General features: G+C 68.3%; 23 protein-coding genes and 1 pseudogene. 19 read left to right on the forward strand and 5 right to left on the reverse strand.

Going from position 1 to position 22,232, the window contains the following annotated elements:
• Positions 1 to 10: 10 nt before the first annotated feature.
• From ACKTTN_RS11555 to ACKTTN_RS11580, 6 genes are all read left to right on the forward strand, one after another.
• The gene (locus ACKTTN_RS11555) at positions 11 to 313 is read left to right on the forward strand and encodes a hypothetical protein (protein WP_407909979.1); all 303 of its coding nucleotides are present in this window, start codon (positions 11 to 13) and stop codon (positions 311 to 313) included.
• Between the two features lie 2 nt (positions 314 to 315).
• On the forward strand, positions 316 to 1,026 hold the full coding sequence (locus ACKTTN_RS11560) for a fumarylacetoacetate hydrolase family protein (protein WP_407909980.1): 711 nt from the start codon (positions 316 to 318) through the stop codon (positions 1,024 to 1,026).
• Positions 1,027 to 1,040: 14 nt separating this feature from the next.
• Positions 1,041 to 1,466, forward strand: a complete 426-nt coding sequence (mscL, locus tag ACKTTN_RS11565) for a large-conductance mechanosensitive channel protein MscL (protein WP_407909981.1) — start codon at positions 1,041 to 1,043, stop codon at positions 1,464 to 1,466.
• Between the two features lie 68 nt (positions 1,467 to 1,534).
• Positions 1,535 to 2,965, forward strand: coding sequence for a M28 family peptidase (locus tag ACKTTN_RS11570; protein WP_407909982.1), 1,431 nt, complete (start codon positions 1,535 to 1,537; stop codon positions 2,963 to 2,965).
• Positions 2,966 to 3,023: 58 nt separating this feature from the next.
• On the forward strand, positions 3,024 to 4,763 hold the full coding sequence (locus tag ACKTTN_RS11575) for an EAL domain-containing protein (RefSeq protein ID WP_407909983.1): 1,740 nt from the start codon (positions 3,024 to 3,026) through the stop codon (positions 4,761 to 4,763).
• Between the two features lie 89 nt (positions 4,764 to 4,852).
• Complete coding sequence (locus tag ACKTTN_RS11580) at positions 4,853 to 5,884, forward strand: sensor domain-containing diguanylate cyclase (protein ID WP_407909984.1); 1,032 nt, start codon at positions 4,853 to 4,855, stop codon at positions 5,882 to 5,884.
• On the opposite strand, the gene ACKTTN_RS11585 is transcribed toward ACKTTN_RS11580, so the two are convergent.
• The 4 genes from ACKTTN_RS11585 to flgA all read right to left on the reverse strand — a co-directional run bounded on the left by ACKTTN_RS11585 (position 5,873) and on the right by flgA (position 8,595).
• Positions 5,873 to 7,072, reverse strand: a complete 1,200-nt coding sequence (locus tag ACKTTN_RS11585) for an ATP-binding protein (RefSeq protein WP_407909985.1) — start codon at positions 7,070 to 7,072, stop codon at positions 5,873 to 5,875. The two genes, ACKTTN_RS11580 and ACKTTN_RS11585, sit on opposite strands and share 12 nt — an antisense overlap.
• A 50-nt stretch (positions 7,073 to 7,122) precedes the next feature.
• Complete coding sequence (locus tag ACKTTN_RS11590) at positions 7,123 to 7,491, reverse strand: flagellar protein FlgN (protein WP_407909986.1); 369 nt, start codon at positions 7,489 to 7,491, stop codon at positions 7,123 to 7,125.
• Between the two features lie 3 nt (positions 7,492 to 7,494).
• On the reverse strand, positions 7,495 to 7,809 hold the full coding sequence (flgM, locus tag ACKTTN_RS11595; RefSeq protein WP_407909987.1) for a flagellar biosynthesis anti-sigma factor FlgM: 315 nt from the start codon (positions 7,807 to 7,809) through the stop codon (positions 7,495 to 7,497).
• A 99-nt stretch (positions 7,810 to 7,908) separates the two neighbouring features.
• Positions 7,909 to 8,595, reverse strand: coding sequence for a flagellar basal body P-ring formation chaperone FlgA (flgA, locus tag ACKTTN_RS11600; protein ID WP_407909988.1), 687 nt, complete (start codon positions 8,593 to 8,595; stop codon positions 7,909 to 7,911).
• A gap of 91 nt (positions 8,596 to 8,686) precedes the next feature.
• On the opposite strand from flgA, the gene ACKTTN_RS11605 reads away from it, so the two are divergent.
• The 5 genes from ACKTTN_RS11605 to flgE all read left to right on the forward strand — a co-directional run bounded on the left by ACKTTN_RS11605 (position 8,687) and on the right by flgE (position 12,639).
• The gene (locus ACKTTN_RS11605; protein WP_407909989.1) at positions 8,687 to 9,628 is read left to right on the forward strand and encodes a chemotaxis protein; all 942 of its coding nucleotides are present in this window, start codon (positions 8,687 to 8,689) and stop codon (positions 9,626 to 9,628) included.
• A gap of 285 nt (positions 9,629 to 9,913) precedes the next feature.
• Positions 9,914 to 10,282: a flagellar basal body rod protein FlgB gene (gene flgB / locus ACKTTN_RS11610; RefSeq protein WP_027083268.1), complete on the forward strand. Its 369-nt coding sequence runs from the start codon at positions 9,914 to 9,916 to the stop codon at positions 10,280 to 10,282.
• Between the two features lie 10 nt (positions 10,283 to 10,292).
• Complete coding sequence (gene flgC, locus ACKTTN_RS11615) at positions 10,293 to 10,700, forward strand: flagellar basal body rod protein FlgC (RefSeq protein ID WP_115645146.1); 408 nt, start codon at positions 10,293 to 10,295, stop codon at positions 10,698 to 10,700.
• Between the two features lie 19 nt (positions 10,701 to 10,719).
• Positions 10,720 to 11,376: a flagellar hook assembly protein FlgD gene (locus tag ACKTTN_RS11620; RefSeq protein WP_407909990.1), complete on the forward strand. Its 657-nt coding sequence runs from the start codon at positions 10,720 to 10,722 to the stop codon at positions 11,374 to 11,376.
• A gap of 39 nt (positions 11,377 to 11,415) precedes the next feature.
• A complete protein-coding gene (gene flgE, locus ACKTTN_RS11625; protein ID WP_407909991.1) occupies positions 11,416 to 12,639 on the forward strand; it encodes a flagellar hook protein FlgE in 1,224 nt (407 codons plus the stop codon).
• Here the strand turns inward: flgE and ACKTTN_RS11630 are convergent.
• Positions 12,626 to 12,859, reverse strand: a complete 234-nt coding sequence (locus ACKTTN_RS11630) for a hypothetical protein (protein ID WP_407909992.1) — start codon at positions 12,857 to 12,859, stop codon at positions 12,626 to 12,628. The genes flgE and ACKTTN_RS11630 overlap by 14 nt on opposite strands.
• Positions 12,860 to 13,415: 556 nt before the next feature.
• On the opposite strand from ACKTTN_RS11630, the gene ACKTTN_RS11635 reads away from it, so the two are divergent.
• The 8 genes and pseudogenes from ACKTTN_RS11635 to ACKTTN_RS11670 all read left to right on the forward strand — a co-directional run bounded on the left by ACKTTN_RS11635 (position 13,416) and on the right by ACKTTN_RS11670 (position 22,039).
• On the forward strand, positions 13,416 to 14,162 hold the full coding sequence (locus tag ACKTTN_RS11635) for a flagellar basal body rod protein FlgF (protein WP_407910079.1): 747 nt from the start codon (positions 13,416 to 13,418) through the stop codon (positions 14,160 to 14,162).
• Positions 14,163 to 14,177: 15 nt separating this feature from the next.
• The gene (flgG, locus tag ACKTTN_RS11640) at positions 14,178 to 14,963 is read left to right on the forward strand and encodes a flagellar basal-body rod protein FlgG (protein WP_407909993.1); all 786 of its coding nucleotides are present in this window, start codon (positions 14,178 to 14,180) and stop codon (positions 14,961 to 14,963) included.
• Positions 14,964 to 14,972: 9 nt separating this feature from the next.
• Positions 14,973 to 15,746 carry a flagellar basal body L-ring protein FlgH gene (gene flgH, locus ACKTTN_RS11645; protein ID WP_407909994.1) on the forward strand — a complete coding sequence of 258 codons (774 nt, stop codon included), beginning with the start codon at positions 14,973 to 14,975 and terminating at the stop codon, positions 15,744 to 15,746.
• A gap of 175 nt (positions 15,747 to 15,921) precedes the next feature.
• A complete protein-coding gene (locus ACKTTN_RS11650) occupies positions 15,922 to 17,019 on the forward strand; it encodes a flagellar basal body P-ring protein FlgI (RefSeq protein WP_407910080.1) in 1,098 nt (365 codons plus the stop codon).
• 191 nt (positions 17,020 to 17,210) lie between these two features.
• Positions 17,211 to 18,131, forward strand: a pseudogene (gene flgJ, locus ACKTTN_RS11655) (flagellar assembly peptidoglycan hydrolase FlgJ); the annotation flags it as partial.
• Between the two features lie 6 nt (positions 18,132 to 18,137).
• Positions 18,138 to 20,012: a flagellar hook-associated protein FlgK gene (gene flgK / locus ACKTTN_RS11660; protein ID WP_407909995.1), complete on the forward strand. Its 1,875-nt coding sequence runs from the start codon at positions 18,138 to 18,140 to the stop codon at positions 20,010 to 20,012.
• 17 nt (positions 20,013 to 20,029) lie between these two features.
• On the forward strand, positions 20,030 to 21,220 hold the full coding sequence (gene flgL / locus ACKTTN_RS11665) for a flagellar hook-associated protein FlgL (RefSeq protein WP_407909996.1): 1,191 nt from the start codon (positions 20,030 to 20,032) through the stop codon (positions 21,218 to 21,220).
• 63 nt (positions 21,221 to 21,283) lie between these two features.
• A complete protein-coding gene (locus ACKTTN_RS11670; RefSeq protein WP_407909997.1) occupies positions 21,284 to 22,039 on the forward strand; it encodes a flagellar brake protein in 756 nt (251 codons plus the stop codon).
• Positions 22,040 to 22,232 lie beyond the last annotated feature (193 nt).

A 22,232-nucleotide genomic window follows, 5' to 3' on the forward strand; every position in this document is an offset into this window, starting at 1 on the left:
CGAGTTTCTCATGCGACTGCACACACTGCTCCGCTTTTCCGACCTGCTCGGCCGCGCCGAACGCCCTGTCCGCGGGGTTTTCCGCAGCGTGATCGAGCCGCGCAAGCCGCGCCATCGCCTGCTGCGCGTGGTGCTCGCGCTGGTCGGCCTCGTGCTCCTCATCGGGCTGGTCGCCGCCGCGGCGGTGGTCGGCACCGCGCTGATCGTCGGCGGCATCGGCTGGCGCCTGCTGCGTCGCAGCCCGCGTGCGCAGGAATCGCGCGTGCTCGACGGCAGCTACCGCGTCGTCCCGCGTCCGCTGCTCTCGCGCTGAGCATGGCCGACGTCGTTCCTGCACCCGCGCCGGTCCGCATTCCGGTCGACGGCACCTCCGACCACTTCCCTGTCCGCCGCATCTACTGCGTCGGGCGCAATTTCGCCGACCACGCGCGCGAGATGGGCGCCGCGGTGCCCACGTCGAAAGCCGATCGCGGCACCCCGGTGTTCTTCCTCAAGCCGGCCGACGCCATCGTTCTCGACGGAGAGGTGCCCTACCCCCCGGGCACGAACGACCTGCACCACGAAGTCGAGCTGGTGGTCGCGCTCGGCAAGGACGCGCCGCATGGCGTGGTCGATCCTGCGAACGCACTGGACCTCGTGTTCGGCTACGGCGTCGGCCTGGACCTCACCCGCCGCGACCTGCAGGGCAACGCCAAGGCCAAGGGCCTGCCGTGGGACATCGGCAAGGCGTTCGATCATTCCGCGCCGGTGAGTTCGCTGGTGCCGGCCACACGCGTCGGCGACTACTCGCGGCGTTCGATCGCGCTCGACATCAACGGCCAGCAGCGCCAACGCGGCGCGCTCAACGACCTGGTGTGGAGCGTCGAAGACATCGTGCATGAACTGTCGAAGCTGTACGCCCTGAAAGCCGGCGACCTGATCTTCATGGGCACGCCGGCCGGCGTCGCCGCGCTCGTGCCGGGCGACACGTTCCACGCCACGTTCGACGACCTCGCGGTGCTGGACGGCCGCATCCTGCCCGCCTGACCCGGAGCGACCGCATGCGATTCCTCGACGAGTTCAAGGCCTTCATCGCACGCGGCAACGTCGTTGACCTCGCGGTCGGCGTGGTGATCGGCGCGGCGTTCGGCAAGATCGTCAGTGCGCTGGTCGACGGCCTGGTGATGCCTCTGATCGCGATGGCGACCGGTGGCGTCAAGGTCGACCAGTGGAAGATGGTGCTCAAGCCGGCGCAACTCGACGCCGCGGGCAAGGTGGCCGCGCCCGAGATCGCACTGAAGTACGGCACGGTGCTGCAGGCCACCCTCGACTTCGTGATCATCGCGTTCGTCATCTTCCTCGTGCTGCGCGCCTATAACCGCTTGCGCAAGCCCGCGGACGACGCACCCGCCGCGCCTGCCGAGGACGTCGTGCTGTTGCGCGAGATCCGCGACCTGCTGAAGGCGAAGCCGGTCACATCACCATGACCATCGTCATAGCGCCGCGCGGCTGACGCGTTGCTACCCTCCGGGGTTTCCCCGAGCAGGTCCGACGCATGCGCACCCGGTTGATCGTTGCGGCACTTTCCCTCGGCCTTGCGACGCTGCCCGCGCTCGCCGCGGACGCATCCAAGCCGGTCCGCATTCCCGACGCCGCGGTCGCCCAGGCCGGAAAACTGCGCGAAGCCGCGCTGCAGAGCGACCTCGCGTATCGCATCACCGAATCGCTGACCACCGAAGTCGGCCCGCGCATGGCGGGCAGCGAAGCGGATGCGCGCGCGGTCGAATGGGCGAAGGCGAAGTTCAAGTCGCTCGGTTTCGACAGGGTGTGGACCGAACCGGTGACGTTCCCGAAGTGGGAGCGTCGCAGCGAGAGCGGCATGATCCTGGGCGCGCATTCGCAGCCGCTGAAGCTCACCGCGCTCGGCGGCAGCCCGGGCGGCACGGTCGAAGGCGAAGTCGTGCGCTTCACCGACCTCGCGTCGCTCGAAGCTGCCCCCGCCGGTTCGCTCGCCGGCAAGATCGTCTTCATCGACTTCCAGATGCAGCGCAAGCGCGGCGGCGACGACTACGGCATGGGCTCCCGCATCCGCACGCGCGGCCCGACCACCGCGGCGACCAAGGGCGCGATCGGTTACCTGATGCATTCGGCCGGCACCGATTCGCACCGCATGCCGCATACCGGCGTGACGCGTTTCGACGACGGCGTGACGCCGATTCCCGCGGCCGCGCTGTCGTCGCCGGATGCGCAGCAGCTGTCTCGCCTGGTCGCGATGGGCACGCAGCGCGTGCACCTTGCCCTGGACTGCGGCTGGAACGGTGAAGCGACGTCGTACAACGTGATCGGCGAAGTGCGCGGCAGCTCGAAGCCGGACGAGGTCGTCGTGATCGGCGGCCATCTGGATTCGTGGGACCTCGGCACCGGCGCGATCGACGACGGCGCCGGCGTCGGCATCACCATGGCCGCGGGCGCGATGATCGCGAAGCTGCCCAAGCACCCGGCACGCACGATCCGCGTCATCGCGTTCGCCAACGAGGAACAAGGCCTGCACGGTGGCCGCGCGTACGCGACGAAGCACCTGCCGGATATCACCAAGCACCAGATTGGCGCGGAAAGCGATTTCGGCGCCGATCGCATCTACGGCTATGCGAGTTCGCTGCCGGACAACGCGCACGAAGCCGACGAGCAGATCCTGCAGGCGCTCGCCCCGCTCGGCATCTCGCGCCTGGCGCCCGGCAAGGGCGAAGGCCCGGGCTCGGACATCGGTCCGTTCGCGCAGCTCGGCCTGGCGTGGGCGTCGCTCGCGCAGGACGGCACGCAGTACTTCGACCTGCACCACACGCCGGACGACACCTTCGACAAGGTCGACCCGGCGGCGATCCAGCAGAACGCCGCGGCCTATGCGGTGTTCGCGTACATGGCGGCATCGGCCGATGGCAGCTTCGGCAGTGCGCCCAAGCCGGCGGCGCCGGCGGCCGGTCACTGAGGACCGCCGCTTCGCACGGGCGCTGCGCAGCGCCCGTGCGACCGCCTAGACTGGGCGCATGAGCCAACGCTACGACGAGTACGGCAGCGTCCCGGTCGACCCGGTGACGGGCATCTACCGCCTCGGCGCGAACGGCCCAAGCCTCGCCACCGCGATCGCCGCCGCCGCGGCGACGCGCCGCAAGGTCGCGCTGCTGCACATCGACATCGACATGTTCGGTTCGATCAACAGCAACATGGGCGAGACGGTCGGCGACCAGGTGCTCGCGGCCGTGGCGCAACGCCTGCGCAACGCGATGCCCACCGATGCCTGGCTGTGGCGGCGCGGGACGGACGAATTCGTCGCCGGCATCGGCTACCGCGAGGGCGAGCCCGATGGCGAGGCGCTCGCCGAGCGCATGCGCGACGCGTTCGAAGTCCCGCTGTCGATCCCGCCGTACACGTTGCCGATCACCATCTCGATCGGCATCGCCGTATTTCCCGACCACGCGCAGAACGCGGCCGCGCTGCTCGCCACCGCCGAACACGCGCTGCGCCATGCGAAGCAGACGGGCCTCGACAACGTCGGACTGTATTCGGGGCGCCCCGATCGCGGCCCGATCAACGACGGCTTCGCGCAACGCTTCGCCGATGCGTTCGATCGCGACGAGTTCCGGCTGTTCTACCAGCCGTTCGTCAACGGGCATGACGGCTCGCTCGGCGGCTTTTCCGCGCTGCTGCGCTGGAACTCGGAAGGCAACGGCCTGCTGCGTCCCAATCGTTTCCTCGACATCGTCGAACGCGTCGGCCTTTCGGCGCGGCTGGGTTCATGGGTAGTGGAAGCGGCGGCGCGACAGCTCGCGCAATGGCGCGATGAAGGCATCGACTACCTCACCATCTCCGTCCACCTGCCGACGACGCTGCTCTCGCAACCGGACTGCCGTGATCGCATCGGCGAGTTGCTGCATCGCCTCAATCTGCCGGGCCGCGCGCTCGAGTTCGAGGTGCCCGAAGGCGCGTTGTCACTGGATGCGCGGCATACCTACGAGACGCTGGTCGGCCTGCGCGAGCTCGGCGCCTGCCTGACCGTGCAGGATTTCGGCCTCGGCGGGCTGTCGTTCGCCGCGCTCGCGCAGTACCCGCTCGACCGTCTGAAGATCGACCGCAGCTTCATCCGCAACGTCACCAGCGATACGCGGTCGGCGGCGATCGTGCGCGGCATCATCGCGATGGGCCATCGCCTCGACATGAAGGTCTGCGCGAAAGGCGTCGAGAGCGAGGCGGAACTGGGCTTCCTGCGCCGCAACCACTGCGACTTCTTCCAGGGCTACATCTTCAGCGCGCCGCAGCCCGCCGAAGCGCTGGCCGACCTGATCCGCAAGCGCTTCCTGCTGCCCGAAGCGTTCGCGCAGACGCGCCCGGAACGCACGCTGCTGCTGCTGGACGACGAGGAAAACGTGCTGCGTTCGCTCGTGCGCCTGTTCCGTCGCGACGGCTACCACATCCTCACCGCGAACTCGGTGCGTGAAGCATTCGACCTGCTCGCCGCGAACCGCGTGCAGGTCATCGTGTCCGATCAGCGCATGCCGGACATGAGCGGCACCGAGTTCCTCGCACGCGTGCGCGACCTGTATCCCGACACCGTGCGCATGGTGCTCTCGGGTTACACCGACCTCGCGACAATCACGGAAGCGATCAACCACGGCGCGATCTATCGCTTCCTCACCAAGCCGTGGAACGACGACGAACTTCGCGAGCACATCCAGGCCGCGTTCCGTGCGCACGAACGCCGCAACGCGGGCGAGGAAGTCGGCTTCTAACCGGCGTGTGCAGCAGCTCCCGCGCCCTCACCCGCATATAACGACGGGTCGGTAAGGTCGCGCGTTGCCTGCGTTACAGCACGTCGCCAATGGGTCAGCGCCTCGCGCAACTAGCGGAACTCGTATCCAGCGCCCGCACCGGGGAAGACCTCGTGCGTCCGCTGCTTCGCTTGCTGGTGCATTCCACCGGCATGACCACCGCGCTGCTCACCGAACCCGATGACGAGCCCGGCATGCAGCGCGTCGCCTACGTGCACGACGAAGGCATGGGTATCCGGGAAGGGCTGCGCATTCCGTGGAACGAAACGCTGTGCAAGCGTGCGTTCGAGGAAGGGCGGCTGTACGTGCAGTGCGCCGGCACGCCGTTCGCGGACCTCTGGATCGCGCGCGAATACGGCATCCGCACCTTCGTGTCGGTGCCCGTTCGCATCGACGACACGATGATCGGCACGCTGTGCGCGATGAGCCCGCATGAAGTGGCGACGACGACCAACGCGGTGTGGGCGCCCGAGGTCATCGCACGCCTGATCGCCGAATTCGCCGCGCGCGAACGGCTGGTGCGCGACTGCGAAGCCTCGCAGGAGCAGCTCACCGCCCGTGCGCACAAGGACCCGCTCACCCGGCTGCCTAACCGCGAATACGTGTTCGAGACACTCGCGCGCATGCTCGCGTGGGCGCGTCGCGACGGCATGGGCCTGATCGTCGGCTTCATCGACCTCGACGACTTCAAGGCGGTGAACGATCGCCACGGGCATCAGATCGGCGACCTGTTCCTGGTCGCGATGGCGAACCGCCTGCGCGGCTCGCTGCGCCGCGCCGACCTGCTCGGGCGCATCGGCGGCGACGAATTCATCGTGGTCGCGCCCGTGGCCCGCGGGATGGAGGACCGCGCGCAGGACGTGCTGCAGAGCTGGCTGACACGCCGCACGACGACGTCGTTCCATGTCGGTGGACTGCAGGTCAGGAGCAGCGGCGCGAGCATCGGCCTGGTGCAGGCGAAAACCGATGAGGAGGCCGAAGACGTGATCGCGCGGGCCGATGCGGCGATGTACGCCGTCAAGCGCGCGCGTCAGGAACGCATGCAACGCGCCGAGGGCGGCGCCGCCTCGTCAGGCGTGTGAGGTCGTCGCTTCCGGCTGCTTGATCGGCAGCACCACGCGGAACGTCGTGCCGTGTCCGACCGCGCTGTGCACTTCGATGCGGCCGTGGTGCTTCTCGACGATGCGGTAGGAGATCGCGAGGCCCAATCCGGTGCCGCGCCCGATCGGCTTGGTGGTGAAGAACGGATCGAAGATGCGGCCGAGCGTTTCCTCGGGAATGCCGCAGCCGGTGTCGGCGATGCTCACCCACACCTCGTCGTTCTCCTGCCCGCACGCGAGGGTGATCACGCCGCGTTCGGCGATCGACTGCCCGGCGTTGATCATAAGGTTCATGAAGACCTGGTTGATCTCGGACGCGTGGCATTCGACCAGCGGGATCTCGCTGTAGATCTTGTCGAGCTTGACCTTGTACTTGAGGTCGTTCCACACGATGTTGAGCGTGGATTCCAGGCCTTTGATCAGATCGGACGGCCGCATCGTCTCGTTGCGACCGACGTGCGAGAACTCCTTGAGGTCCTGCACGATGCGCGTGACGCGCTCGATGCCTTCGCGCGACTCGTCGAGCAGCTGCGGCAGGTCGCCGAGGATGAAGTCGATGTCGAGCTTCTCGCGGTGCGCGCGGATGTCGTTGCGGTAGATCAGCGGATCCGGCGCCGCGAGCGCGCTCGAATACGTCTCGATCATCGCGAACAGCGCGCCCATGTACTCGCGCAACGTGCCGAGGTTGCTGTGCACGTAGCCGATCGGGTTGTTGATCTCGTGCGCGACGCCGGCGGCGAGCTGGCCGATCGACGCCATCTTTTCCGACTGCAGCAGCTGCTCCTGCGCGCCCGAGAGCGAGCGGTAGGCGCGTTCGAGTTCGTCGTGGCGCTGCTGCAGTTCGCGCTCGCGCGCGCTGCGCGCGGAGATGTCGGTCATGGCGACGAAGCGCAGGTTCGCGTTGTCGCCGCTGCCGCAGAAGACTTCGATCGCGAGGATGACGTCCGGTCGCACCTGCACGTCGCGGCGCGAATGGCCCTGCACGCAGGCGATCGACCAGTCCTGCTCGGTGGTCAGCGTCAGAAGGCGTTTGAGCGCGTCGTGGTCGCCGTGCGTACCGGGCTCGAGCCGCGATGCGAGGCGTCGCGCGCTGGCATTGGCGTAGGCGAGTTCGCCATGCGCGTCGAGCAGCAGCACGGCCATCGGCGCGACATCGGCCGCCCAGTGCATCTGGGCCGACCACGGATTCGAAGGATCGGGTATCGAGGTCTCGTTCGCGCTCATCCCACGCCCAGGCATCGCGACTGCGGGCGAACGCCCGCCTGACCTCCGGCATCGTACACGCCGGAACTCTCTACGCGACCCAGGTGGCGCAGCGCCCACGTCACTTCACGACGCCGGCGCGAAAGCAGGATGCCGTTCGCACGGTTGAGCTCGCTAAGCGCGGTGACGCGCATTGCGTCGGCATGGCCGGGCTTCAGCGACTCCGCGGTGCGCAGCGCCGTGATCTTGGCCTGCGTCGAACGCAGCAGCGCGTCGGCGTCGTTGTCGAGCAATGCCTGCCGCTCGTCCTGCAGTGCACGTTCGAGCGCGTCGAGCGCTTCACCCACCTGAGCGGGCGATGGTGCATGGAAGGCGGCGGCGAGCATGGCTTATCCCCTCATTTGGCGCTCGAGCGCGACCAGTCGATTCGCGATGTCCTGCGGATTGATCTGGTAGCTGCCGTCGTCGAGCGCTGCACGCACGGCATTGACCTTGGCCATGTCGAGCGGTGCGGACTGGCCGAGCTTGGATTCCACTGCAGCCTGCAGGCCGGTGGCTTCGCCGGTGAGGCGAACGCTGTCGGCTGCCGGCGCGGCGGCGACGGGCTGGGAACGGTCGGTACCCGCACGCGCCACGCTGGACGACGCCGCGGTGTCGACGACACGGGACGGGGCTGGGCTCAGGCCATCGATCTTGGTGGTCATGGCGAACTCCGGGAATGAGCGGTCATGGCCAGTAACGGCGACCCGCAGCCGGACTTGAGGCCCACGCCACAGATTTTTTTTTGCGGGCCGGACGGGCGGTCATTGCAGCACTTCGACGACCCCGTCGGCGACCAGCCGGCCGCGCACGATCCGCTTGGACTCCAGGTTTTCCACGGCCACCACCGCCCCGGCCATCGCGCCTCCCAGCGCGCGGCCGCCCATCCTTACTTCGATGCCACCCGCCCGCGACACCAGCACGACCGGATCCCCGCGCTTCAGCGCCCCCGCGCCGTCGGCCAGATCCCCGGCCGTCACCACCGCGCCCGCCGGCATGGCGCGACGGGCGATGTGCCCGGCAACCTGCGACGGATCGGACATCCCCACCCCACTGCCGCCCGCGACATCACGGCGCTGCACGGCAAGCTGCGCAGCGTTGATCGCCATGCCCGCCTGCACGGGCGCGACCAGCACGACGACATCGGCGTCTCGACGCACGCGCGCGGGCACGGTGAGCCGCCAGCCCGACGCGTCGGGGCAGCGGACCTCGGCCATGCGCGGCCCGAGCGCGACGCCCTGCAGCGGCTGGCTGCACGCCGGCATGCGCACCGCGGCGTCGACGCGCGCCTCGACCTGCGCCCCATTGCCGCCCAGCGCGGCCTCGGCGGCTTTCAGGATGTCGGCCACCGGCGTCACGCCATCGGCCGCGTGCGCCATCAGCACGAACGCGGTCAGCATCGCGGCGATGGCCAGGCGCAGCAGCAGGGAAATGCGGGCAGAGCGGTTCATGCCGGCACTGAAGCAATCGCCGTGCCGAAGCCGCGACGGCCGGCACGCGTGGGCTGCTCAAGGATGCGAAAAAGCCGCCGACAACGCGGGCATGAGCCGCGACCTCCTCGACCGAATCGACCAACGCACGCGCCTGGCCGGCCACAACCGCCTCGCGCTCCTGCTCTTCCGGCTGGGCTCGCGTCAGCTTTTTGGCGTGAACGTCTTCAAGGTGCAGGAGGTGATCCCGCGCCCGCCGCTGTTCACCCTGCCGCAGCTGCCGCCCGCGTTCGCCGGCGCCGCCGACGTACGCGGCCGCACCGTGCCCGTACTCGACCTCGCCCGCGCGGTCGGCCACGCCGCCCCGGCCGGCAGCCCGGAGCCGCCGTACCTGGTGGTCACCGAGTTCAACCGCACCGTGCAGGGCTTCCTGGTCGCCGGCGTCGAACGCATCGTCAACATCGCCGTCGAGGACATCCAGCCGCCGCCGGACCTCGGCAGCGAATGCCATTACCTCACCGGCGTCACCCGCTTCCACGGCGAGCTGATCCAGCTGCTGGACGTCGAAAGCGTGCTGGCCGAGGCCGCGCCGCGCGCCGCGCTGTCGACCGGCGTGCAGCCACTGGTGATCACCACCGACATCCCGCGCGAAGTGCTGGTGGTCGACGACTCCCGCGTCGCCCGCAACCAGATCCGCCAGCTTCTCGACCAGCTGGGCCTGAACGCGACGCTGCTCTCCGACGGACGCCAGGCGCTCGAACACCTGCAGCAGCTGGCCGAAGGCGGTACACCGCCCGACCGCCGCTACGCCATGGTGATTTCCGACATCGAGATGCCGGCCATGGACGGGTACACCCTGACGACGGAAATCCGGCGCTCGCCGGCGCTGCGGGGGCTGCACGTGCTGCTGCACACCTCGCTTTCGGGCGTGTTCAACCACGCGATGGTCGAGCGGGTGGGCGCGGACGACTTCGTTCCGAAGTATTCGGAGCGGGAACTCGCGAGCCGGATCGAGGCGCGGATCATGGCGTTGCAGCGGGCACGGGCGGCGTAATCCCCCTGCTCCGCAAGGTCGGGCCTGTTGAAGCGAAAGCGTTTGGCCCGCTAGCGCGCGAAACGTCTTTCCTGCCGCTTCGAAAAAGCCACGGCGGCGGCTAGCGCCCGAATCGGAACCAACCGGCAGCAACCGGTCGTTCTCCAACGGCTATGCGGCATGCGAAGCGGCCGCAAGCGCTCCGCACCGCGGGAGCAGCCGCACCCCAGGAATCCGGCCGCCAGGACAGCCACTGGCACACGCCTTGCCTAACCCCCTCCGACATCCCGCCCCCGGAGGGGCTACATGGCCACCGAATCCTTCCTCGGCATCCACGGCACCGCCCTCGCCCTGCGCGAGCAGCGGCTGCAGCTGCTGTCCGCGAACATCGCGAATGCCGACACGCCCGGTTTCCGGGCGCAGGACATGGACTTCACCAAGGCGCTGAACGCCGCGATGGCGCCCGCCGCCGACGCCGGCACCGATCCCATCAACGCCGCCGCGGCAGGTGCGCAATTCGACGCCCCCTCCTCGCAGCCCAGCCTCGACGGCAACACCGTCGACGGCGAGCGCGCCAAGGCCGCGTTCGCGCAGGCCTCGCTCGAGTACCGCGCGTCGCTCAACTTCATCGAATCGAAGGTGCGCACCATGCTCACCGCGATCACCGGGCAGTGAGGCGTAACGCATGAGCAACCTGCCCATCTTCGACGTCGCCGGCAGCGCCATGGGCGCGCAGCAGGTTCGGCTGTCGACCGTCGCGTCCAACCTCGCCAACGCCAACTCGATTTCCGGCAAGGCCGAGGACACCTTCCGCGCCAAGATGCCCGTGTTCGAAGCGACGCCTGTCGAAGGCGATCCCGCGCTCGCCGGCGTCAAGGTGCAGACCGTCACCGAATCGAACGCCGCGCCGCTCAAGCGCTACGAGCCCGGCAACCCGCTCGCCGACGACAAGGGCTACGTGTACGCGCCGGACATCGATCCGGTCGCGCAGATGGTCGACATGATTTCCGCCTCGCGCAGCTACCAGGCGAACGTCGAGGTCTTCAACACCGCCAAGGAACTCGCGGTCGCCACGCTCAACCTCGGCCGCTGAGGCCTGAAGGATCCATGACATGACCACCGTGAATTCCGCCACCGACGCGTTGTCGCAATACACCGTCAGTTCGGCGACGAAGAAGTCGCAGCTCGGCCAGGCCGACTTCCTCAAGCTGATGACCGAACAGCTCAAGAACCAGGATCCGCTCAAGCCGCTCGATGGCACGCAGATGCTCGGCCAGCTCGCGCAGTTCTCCACCGTGCAGGGCATCAACGGCATGCAGGACGCGCTCGGCGCCGTCGCCAACGTGATGGAGTCCGACCAGACGCTGCGCGCTGCATCGCTGGTCGGCCACGACGCGCTGGTCGATACCGACACCGTGCAGCTCGACGCCGGCACCGGCGTGAGCGGCGAAGTCGTCGCGACGTCGTCGGGAATGATCAACGTCGAAATCGTCGACGGCGCAGGCCAGGTGATCGACCGCGTGCCGATCGAATCGATGGGCGCCGGCAACGTGGCGTGGAGCTGGGACGGCAAGGCGCTCGACGGCAGCACCGCGCCCGCCGGCACCTACACCATCCGCGCGACCACCGGCACCGGCGAATCGACCGAAGCGCTTTCCACGCGCGTGTCGTCGCATGTCGACAGCGTGTCGATCGAGGCCAGCGGTCTCGTCCTCAATCTTCGCGGCATCGGCCCGCAACCGCTGTCGTCCGTGCGACGCATCGGCTGATCCCACTGACACGTCGCACGCATCTACAGGAGTCAATCCATGAGCTTCCGAGTTTCGCTTAGCGGCATGAACGCGGCGCAGTCCGATCTCAACGTCACGTCGAACAACATCGCCAACTCCAACACGACGGGCTTCAAGCAGTCGCGCGCGGAATTCGCCGACGTGTATCCGACGTCGGCCTACGGCCTGTCCAAGAACACGGTCGGCGCCGGCGTGCGGCTGCAGCGCGTCGCGCAGCAGTTCTCGCAGGGCACCGTCGAAAACACCGGCAAGGCGCTCGATCTCGCGCTCAACGGCAAGGGCTTCTTCACCTTGTCGGCCAACGGCACGACGGTCTATTCGCGCGCCGGCAACTTCGGCACCGACAAGGACGGCTTCGTCGTCAATCCGTCCGGCCAGCGCCTGCAGGTCTACCTGCCCGACGCCAGCGGCACCGGCTTCGACATGGGCCGCATGTCGGACATCCAGCTCGACGCGGGCGACTCCGCGCCGCTGGCGACAACGAACGTCAGCGTCGGCACCAACCTGCCGGCCAACGCGAGCGCGCCGATCACCGCGACGTTCGATCCGAACGATCCGACCTCCTACAACTACACGACGTCGATGACGGTGTACGACTCGCTCGGCGCGTCGCACAGCCAGTCGATGTACTTCGTCAAGACGGGCAACCCGAACGAGTGGCAGGCGCGCACGTACATCGACGGCACCGCCGTGGGTGGCGCGCAGACGCTGCAGTATTCCAACACCGGCACGCTCAGCTCGCCGGCCGCGCCGGGCAACGTCGTGCTGCCCGCGTACACGCCGGCCACCGGCGCCGCGCCGATGAACATCACGATGAACGTCGGCAACTCCACGCAGTTCGGCAGCAACTTCAGCGTGGCCTCGCTCACGCAGGACGGCCACACCACGGGCCGCCTCACCGGCATCGAAGTCGGTACCGACGGCATCGTGCAGGCGCGCTACACCAACGGCGTGTCGACGCCGCTCGGCCAGGTCGTGATCACCAACTTCGCGAACCCGCAGGGCCTGCAGCCGATGGGCGACAACGCGTGGGCGGAGACGTCGGAATCCGGCCAGCCGCTTCGCGGCGCCGCCGGCACCGCGGAGTTCGGCAACATCCAGGGCGGTGCGCTGGAGTCGTCGAACGTCGACCTGACCGAGCAGCTCGTCAACATGATCACCGCGCAGCGCAACTTCCAGGCGAACGCGCAGATGATCACGACGCAGGACCAGATCACGCAGACGGTGATCAATATCCGCTGACGGAATTTTCCTCGGGGGAGGAAATGGATCGGCCGCCCGCTGTTTTGGGTGGCCGTTCTCTTTTGTTTGTTGTGTTTTTGTGTGGGAGCAACAGCGTTTCGTGCGCTGGCGCGCCCGAGTTACTTTTCTTTTCTGGTGCAAAGAAAAGATAACCAAAAGAAAGCACCTTCCCCGAGGCGAAGCACCGCTCGCGATCGGACGCCGCGTCGGCGGCGGTCACACTCGCCATCCTGGCTCGGGTGACCGCGGCAGCCATCCATGGCCGCCGCCCTCCGGGCCGTGAAGATATCGGCTGGCCAGCGGTGTTTGATCAAGAGCAAGAGCACCAGCGGAGGCGTTCGGGGCGTCCGCCAACGCATTTGGGTGCGGCTTGGCTTCTGCTAGTCGTGCGATCCCGCAAGTTGGGGCGGTGCGTCGCCGGCCGCCGGCTTTGCGCAGGACCTTCAACAGCTACCGCCAATCGTGAAGACCCCGAAGGGGCGGCCGACAGGACGTCGGCCGTCGCCACCCGAGGCAGGAGGCCGAGTGTGGCGATCGCGACTCACTCACCCCATCGCAGGCTGTAGATCCGTCGGGGAAGGCCCTTTCTTTTGGGGACTTTTCTTTGGGCCAACAAAGAAAAGTGCCTCGGGCGCGTCAGCGCACGAAGCGCCTTTGCTATTGCCCTCGCCTTGCCAAAACGGACAGCCAAGCGGCCGCAAGCCCCGCCGTGGCACATCCCTTGCCTAACCCCGGCATAGGCCCCAAAGGCCGCCGCCCGCAAAGGCACCCGGATGATCGACAAGTCGCTCTACATCGCCATGACCGGCGCCAGCGCCTCGCTGCGCGCGCAGGCCAGCGTCGCGCAGAACCTCGCGAATACCGACACGGTCGGTTTCCAGCAGCAGCTGGTCGCGACGAAGGCGATGCCGGTGCTCGGCAATGGCCTGTCCTCCCGCGTGGCGACGGCCCCGGTGATGGCCGGTGTCAGCAACGCGGCCGGCCAGTTGATCAACACGGGCAATGAAACCGACGTCGCCCTGCACCAAGATCGCTGGCTCGCGGTGCAGGCCAGCGACGGCACCACCGCCTACACGCGTGCGGGCGACCTCAAGCTCACCGAGAACGGCCTGCTCACCACGGCCAGCGGACTGCCGGTGCTCGACTCGGGCGGTGCGCCGTTGTCGATCCCGCCGTACCAGACGCTCACCATCGCCGGCGACGGCACCATCTCGATCGTTCCGCAGGGGCAGCCCGCGTCGACGATCACCGAGGCCGGCCGCATCAAGGTGGTCGACGCGAAGACGAGCGACCTCGTGCGCGGCGACGACGGCCTGATGCGCGCGAAGCCCGGTGCCGACGAGCCGCCGCAGGCCGCGGGCCCGTCGCTGGTCAGCGGCGCGGTGGAAGGCAGCAACGTGAATCCGACCGACATGCTCGTGTCGATGATCCAGTACAGCCGCCAGTTCGAGATGCAGGTACGCGTCTTGCAGAGCGGTGACGAGAACGCCCGCAGCGGCAATTCGCTGCTTTCCTCGAAGTAATCGGAACCCGCCGTCATGACCCAGGCTTTGTGGATCGCCAAGACCGGACTCGATGCGCAGCAGACGCGCATGTCGGTCATCTCCAACAACCTCGCGAACGTGAACACGGCCGGCTTCAAGCGCGACCGCGCCAACTTCGAAGACCTCCTCTATCAGACCGTGCGCCAGCCCGGCGGCTCGACGTCCGAGCAGACGCAACTTCCCACCGGCCTGCAGATCGGCACGGGCGTGCGCGTGGCGGCGACTGCGAAAAACTTCTCGCAGGGCAATCTTTCCAACACGGGCAACGCGCTCGACGTCGCGGTGAACGGCCGCGGCTTCTTCGAAGTGTTGATGCCCGACGGCACGTCCGCGTACACGCGCGACGGCTCGTTCCAGATCAACTCGCAGGGCGAGCTGGTCACCAACGAAGGCTATCCGGTGCAGCCGGGCCTGCAGCTGCCGCAGGGCACGCAGAGCGTGACGATCGGCGCCGACGGCACGGTCACCGCGCAGGTCGACGGCCAGGCCACGCCAGTGCAGGTGGGTTCGCTGACGCTGGTCGATTTCGTCAATCCCGCCGGCTTGCAGGCCAAGGGCGAAAACCTCTACGCCGAAACCGGTGCGAGCGGTCCCGCACAGCAGGGCGCACCGGGTACGAGTGGCCTTGGCACGCTGGTGCAGGGCTCGGTCGAAGGCTCGAACGTGAATGTCGTTGAAGAGCTCGTGTCGATGATCGAAACGCAGCGCGCATACGAAACGAATGCGAAGGCGATTTCGACCGTCGACAACATGCTCGGCTACCTCAACCAGAACCTGTAAGCGCACACCATGAAGACGCTCGCCCTGCTCTGCGCCCTCGCCGCCTCGCTCACCGGTTGCGCCACCGCCATGGGCGATGCACGCACGTTCCAGCAGGAACCCGGCGTTCCCACGTCCGCGCAGATCCATGCGCAGATGGCCGCGCAGGCGGCGATGCATGCGCAGGCGTCGCAGCAGCCGACGATGCAGCCGGTCGCTATGGTCACGAACGTCGGCGATGGCGGCGGTTCGATCTACGCGAGCGCAGGCAGCACCGGTACGAAGCCGATGCGCCTGTTCCAGGACAACAAGGCGCGCGACGTCGGCGACCTGCTCACGATCATCCTTGTCGAGACGACGAGCGCGTCGACCAAGGCGACCACCGCGATCAACAAGCAGTCGAGCATCGATCTCGCGGCGCCGACCATCGCCGGCCAGTCGGTTACGTACAAGGGCAAGAACATCCTGCAGGTCGGTGTCGACGGCAAGCGCGGGTTCAACGGCGCGGGCGACACCAAGCAGAGCAATTCGCTGGACGGCACGGTGTCGGTCACCGTGGTGCAGGACCTTGGCAACGGCAACCTGCTGGTGTCGGGCGAAAAGAAGATCCGCCTGAACCAGGGCGACGAAGTCGTGCAGGTGCAGGGCGTCGTGCGCACGGCCGACATCTCGGCGGACAACACCATCAGCTCCGAACGCGTCGCCGACGCGAAGATCGTCTACGGCGGCCGCGGCCCGGTGTCGCGCTCCAACGCGATGGGCTGGCTCGACCGCTTCTTCAATTCCGCGCTGATGCCGTACTGAGGCTTCCGACATGCGCCTGTTCCGATTCCGCACCCTCGCCAACGCGTCACGTTCGTTGTTCCGACGCTTCGCCGCGCCGCGCCCGTTCCAGCTCGATGCCGAGCGCGATGCCGAGTTCGGCGTGCAGCGCGGGCCGATCGAGATCGTTCCGCGCGTCGGCACGCGCGGCACGCGCATGTCGACGCTGCAGTCGGTGTTCGCCGTCGCCGCGATGCTCGCGGTCGGCGCGCCGGCGCATGCCGAACGCATCAAGGACCTCGCGCAGATCGCCGGCGTTCGCGGCAATCCGCTGGTGGGTTACGGACTGGTGGTCGGCCTCGATGGTTCGGGCGATCGCACCTCGCAGACGCAGTTCACCGTGCAGTCGCTCAAGTCGATGCTGGACCAGCTCGGCGTGACCATTCCGCCCGGCGTGAATCCGCAGCTCAAGAACGTCGCTGCGGTCGCGATCAGTGCGGAACTTCCTCCGTACGCGAAGCCGGGCCAGAACATCGACGTCACCGTGTCGTCGATCGGCAATGCCGGCTCGCTGCGCGGCGGCACGCTGTTGATGGCGCCGCTGAAGGGCGCCGACGGCCAGGTGTATGCGGTCGCGCAAGGGTCGCTGATCATCAGCGGCTTCGGCGCGGGCGGCAAGGACGGTTCCCGCATCCAGGTCAACGCGACCAATGCGGGCACGATCCCGAACGGCGCGATCGTCGAGCGCGCGGTGGCCGGTGCTCCGCAGGGTGGCAACGTCACGCTCAACCTCAACGATTCCGACTTCACCACCGCCGCGCGCATCGTCGCGGCGATCGACAAGACCTTCGGCCCGGGCCATGCGCGCGCGGTCGACGGCGTAACGATCGAAATCGCGCCCCCGGGCGGCGATCGCATCGCCTTCCTCGCGCAGCTCGAATCGCTCGACGTGTCGCCGGGCGAAGCCGCGGCGAAGGTCATCGTCAATTCGCGCACCGGCACGGTCGTGATGGGCGGCAACGTCAGCGTGCTGCCGGCGGCCGTGTCGCACGGTTCGCTCACGGTGTCGATCACCGAATCCGCGCAGGTCAGCCAGCCGAACGCCTTCGCGGGCGGTGGCACCGCGGTGGTGCCGCAGTCGACCATCGAGGCCACGCAGACCGGCGGCCGCATGTTCAAGTTCGACGGCGGCACGTCGCTCGACGCGATCGTCCGCGCGGTCAACGCGGTGGGCGCCGCGCCGGGCGACATCGTCGCCATCCTCGAAGCGCTCAAGCGCGCCGGCGCCCTGAAGGCCGAGCTCGAGGTCATTTAAGACCCCCGGCGCCGGGCCGATACCGGCGTCGAGACCCTCTTTTCCGCACGCAGCCACCGCGAGCCGCCCCGCCCGACCACGCCTTTCCGCCGCCCGCTGGGCACAGCCTTTGCATCGGTCCCGACATGCGCCTGCAGACCGCCATCGCCCTGGATCACGCCGCGACGACCTCGACGTCGCGTCCCGCAATGGAAAAGGCCGCCCATGAACTGGAGACCCAGTTCGCGGGCATGCTGATCAAGTCGATGCGCGCGACCTCCAGCGGCGATCCGCTGGCGGGCGGCGACACGACCTACCGCGAGATGTACGACCAGCAGCTCGCCAAGGAGCTGACGAAGGGTCGCGGCCTCGGCCTGTCGCCTATGATCATGCGGCAGCTGCAGCAGAGCACCGGCCAGTCGGCGTCCACGCCGGCCGTGCAGGGCCCACTTCCCCTCGCCCGCCCGGCTGCCAGCGCATTGCCGCTGTCGGTGCCGTCGGGCCTGGCGCCGATGAAACTCGGCGATTCGCTGCAGCTCGCACCGTCGAGCAGCGGCGTGTCGATGAGCACGCTGTCCGCGCCGGCGACGCCGGTCGCACCGCGCACCGCATCCACGACGACCGAAGCCTGCGGCCCGCTCACGCCGATGGACTGCAGCAGCCCCGAAGCGTTCGTGAAGTCGCTGTGGCCGCATGCGAAGAAGGTCGCGCAGGAACTTGGCGTGTCGGCGAAGGCGCTGATCGCGCAGGCGGCACTGGAAACGGGCTGGGGCCGCAAGCTCGTCGGCGGCAACGGCAACGTGTCGCACAACCTGTTCGGCATCAAGGCCGGCGGCAGCTGGAGTGGCAACACGGTCAACGCTGCGACGCACGAATACGTCGCCGGCGTGCGCCAGGGCCAGCGCGCGAACTTCCGTTCCTACGGCACGCCCGCCGACAGCTTCGCCGACTACGCGCGACTGCTCGGCAGCAGCCGGTATGCGAACGCACGCGGTACCGGCGAGGACGCGCACCAGTTCGCCTCCGCGCTGCAACACGCGGGCTATGCGACCGATCCGTCGTATGCCAACAAGATCACCGCGATCGCGAACGGCGCCACCATGCGCCGCGCGCTCGCCGCGTTGGGGAGTGCGTAACCGATGAGCGTCCTCTCCACCGGCTCCAGCGCCCTGCTCGCGTTCCAGCGTGCGCTCGGCACCGTCAGCCACAACGTCGCCAACGTCAACACCGAAGGCTACTCGCGCCAGCGCGTCGACCTCGAAGCGCGCGTCGGCCAGAACACCGGCGCCGGCTACATCGGCGCGGGCGTGTCGATCCAGAAGCTGCAGCGCCTCGCCGACGGCTTGAACTTCGCTCGACAGGCCGACAGCAGCGGCGAGCTCGGTCGCCTCACGCAGCTCAGCACGTACGCCGATCGCCTCGACGGCCTTTTCAGCAACACGTCGACCGGCCTCGCGACGCCGTGGTCGAACTTCTACGGCGCGGTGAAGGGCGTCGTCTCCGAACCCGGTTCAAGCATCGCGCGACAGGCGATGCTCAGCGCTGGCGACCAGCTCGCATCGCGCTTTCGCGCGATGGATTCGCAGCTCACCTCGATGGGCAGCGAAGCCGATGCGCGGCTCGGCGCGCAGGTCGACGTGGCCAACCAGCTCGCCAGCGAAATCGCCAAGCTCAACAACCAGATCGCATCGTCCGGTTCGAACGCGAGCCCCGACCTCATCGACCAGCGCGACCTGCGCATCGACAAGCTCGCCTCGCTCACCGGCGCACAGGTGGTGGCGCAGGACGACGGTTCGCTGAATGTGTTCAGTGGTGGACAGGCGCTGGTGCTCGGCGCGCGCGCCGGGAAACTGACGCTCGCGCCCGATCCGTACAGCGCCGATCGCAAGGTGCTGTCGATCGACACGCCGGCCGGCGCGGTGAAGCTCGCATCGGGTTCGCTGTCGGGCGAGATCGGCGGCCTGCTCGAATTCCGCGAACGCGTGCTCGATCCCGCACGTGCCGACCTCGGTCGCATGGCCACGGCATTCGCGATGTCGATGAACGCGCAGAACCGCGCGGGCGTCGACTACAACGGCGATCCCGGTGGCGACCTGTTCTCGATTCCCGCGCCCGCGGTCGCCGCGAACGTGGCGAACACCGGCACCGCATCGTTCACCGCGAGTATTTCCGACGTCAGCGCGCTGAAGGGCCCGAACATCGAGATGCGCTTCGCCGGTGGCACCTGGAGCGCGGTGCGCTCGGGCACCGGCGAGCCGCTGACGATGACCGGCGCCGGCACGGCTGCGAATCCGTTCGTGGTCGAAGGCGTGTCGCTGGTGATGGGCGGCGCTGCGGCGAACGGCGACAGGTTCACCGTGCGTCCCACCTCCGACGCCGCGGGCGCGATCCAGCTGGTCCAGAAGGACCCGAACAAGGTCGCCGCGGCCTCGCCGCTTACCGCGAAGATCGACCCGACCAATCTCGGCAACGCCAAGCCGGGCACGATGCAGGTGACCAACGCGACGCAGTTCGCATCGTTCACCACCTCGCAGGTCGACTTCATCGACGCGACGCATTACACGATCGACGGTGGCGCCCCGCAGGTCTACACCGCGGGCCAGCCCATCGCCGGCAGCGGCTGGTCGATGATGCTCGACGGCACGCCGGGCGCGGGCGACTCGTTCACGCTGTCGCGCACGCCGGCGAAATCGACCGACAACAGCAACGCACGACTGCTGGGCGCGCTCGACGACAAGGCCATCCTCGACGGCGGCACCACCGGCATGACGACGGGGCTGTCGCGCATCACCGCGAAGATCGGCACCGAGTCGTCGAACGCGCAGATGAACCTGGATGCGCAGCAGGTGCTGCACGACCAGGTCGTCGCCGAACGCGATGCGGTGTCGGGCGTCAACCTCGACGAAGAGGCGGCGGACATGATGCGTTACCAGCAGGCCTACCAGGCCGCGGCGCAGGTCATCTCCACCGCCGACACCATGTTCCAGACGTTGCTCGGCGCCGTACGCGGCTGATCCGGAGACCTGATCGCATGCGCATCTCCACCTCCGGTCTTTACCAGCAGGGACTCGCCGCGCTCATGCGCCGGCAGACCGACATCGCCAAGACGCAGCAACAGCTCGCGACCGGCAACAAACTCCTGCGCGCGGCCGACGACCCGGCCGGCGCGGCACAGGCGCAACGCATCGACTACGCGGTGTCGCAGCTCGACCAGTTCGACAAGAGCGCGGGCCTGTTGCAGAACCGCCTCGAAGCGCAGGAAGACGCGCTCAGCGACGCCAACGATTACCTGACGCGCGCGCGCGAACTCACCGTGCAGGCGAACAACGGCACGATGTCGGCCGCCGATCGCGCGACCGTCGCCGCCGAAATCCGCCACCTGCGCAGCAGCATGCTGGAAGTCGCCAACCGCACCGACGGCAACGGGCGTTCGCTGTTCGCCGGCCAGCGCGACGGCGTCACCCCGTTCGCCGACACCGCGGGCGTGGTCACCTACAACGGCGACGACGGCCAGAACAGCATCGACGTCGCGCCCGACATGGCGCTCGCCGACGCCGATCCGGGCAGCGCCGTGTTCATGCGCGCGCTCACCGGCGACGGCACGATCCGCGGCAGCGCGACGTCGTCCAACACCGGCACCGGCGTGCTTGCGGCGACCGGCGTCACCGATCCGTCGGCCTGGGGCGGCCGTACGCTCACCCTCGAATTCACGTCGCCGACGGCGTATCGCGTGCTCGACGGCGCCACCGTCGTCAGCAGCGGCACGTTCACCGACGGCGACACGCTGCAGGCCGCGGGCGTGCAGACACGCGTCACCGGAACGCCGGCCACCGGCGACACGTTCACGCTGCAGGCCGCGCCGCGCCAGGACGTGTTCGCCACGCTCGAGAACCTGGCCGACGCGCTGGAAGCGCCGGCCACTACGCCCGCGCAGAAGGCGCAACTGTCGAACGCGCTCGCCGGTTCACTGTCGGACGTCACCTCCGCGCAGGAGCACTTCCTCGCCATCCGCGCCACCACCGGCAGCCGGCTGGCCTCGCTGTCGCAGTCGGCCGACGACCGCTCCGGTTCGTCGCTGTCGCTGAAGCAGACCCTGTCCGGCCTGCGCGACACCGACTACGCCGAGGCCAGCACCCGGCTGAGCCTGCAGATGACCGCCATCGAAGCTGCCCAGAAGACCATGCTGCGGGTACAGTCGATGTCCCTGTTCGACAAGCTGTAAAGTCGGCCTCATGCACATCCCGACCCTGCGGCAACCGTACGCCGCCCCCCGGAACGCGCACGCATGAGCGAGCCCCATCCCGTCGCGCACGCGGAAGGCGAGAGCCTGTACGAGAAGTACATGCTCCATCACCCCGCCGACATCCGCGGCTGCCTGCGCCAGCTCGTCGACAAGCGCTGCGTTCTGCTCGTGCACGCTGCCGGCACCGACAACGCGGTGTCGGCCGTGCTCGCGATCGGCCCGACGTCGATGTGGATCGACGTGCCGCGCGATGCCGCGTTGACCGAACAACTGCTCGCCGCCGATCGTCTGCGTTTCGAAAGCTCGATCGATCGCATCACGGTGCGCTTCGCCACCGGCGCCGCGCGCACCGGCACGTACGACGGCCTGCCCGCGCTCGAAGTGCCGATCCCCGCGAAGGTGATGCACCTGCAGCGCCGCGAATACGTGCGCCGCGAACCGCCGGGCACGGTGTCGTGCATCCTGCCCGTGCATGCCGAAGGCGGCGCGCGCCGCACCGTTCGCGCCACCATCGCCGACATCGGCGGCGGCGGCCTTGCAGTGCTCACCAGTGACGACGCGACGATCGAGATCAACTCCGGCGACATCTATCCCGGCGTGATCCTCGAACTGCCCGAACAGGAACCGATGACGGTGACGCTGCGCGTGCAGCACGCGGCCCACATCGACCAGCGCGGACGCCGCGTATTGCGCGCCGGTTGCAGCTTCGTCGACCTCACCGTGCAGGACCAGGCGCGACTGCTGCGCTACGTCATGCAGCTCGATCGCATGCTGACGGCGAAGATGCGCGACGACTGACGCGAGACGTTGCGCATCGACATGCAATGACGAACGCGACGCGCAGGCGTCGCGTTTTTCTTTGATGAGTCGCGAAGCGCCTGCATGACCGCAAGGATCAACACGGATATCGACACGCACATCGATCTGCGTGGATATGCACATGGCTGTCGATGCAGGCATCCGGTCCGCATCGGCTTCGCGACGCGCACTA

Origin of the sequence: Lysobacter claricitrinus (genome assembly GCF_045866565.1) — a bacterium.
Taxonomy (GTDB): domain Bacteria; phylum Pseudomonadota; class Gammaproteobacteria; order Xanthomonadales; family Xanthomonadaceae; genus Cognatilysobacter; species Cognatilysobacter claricitrinus.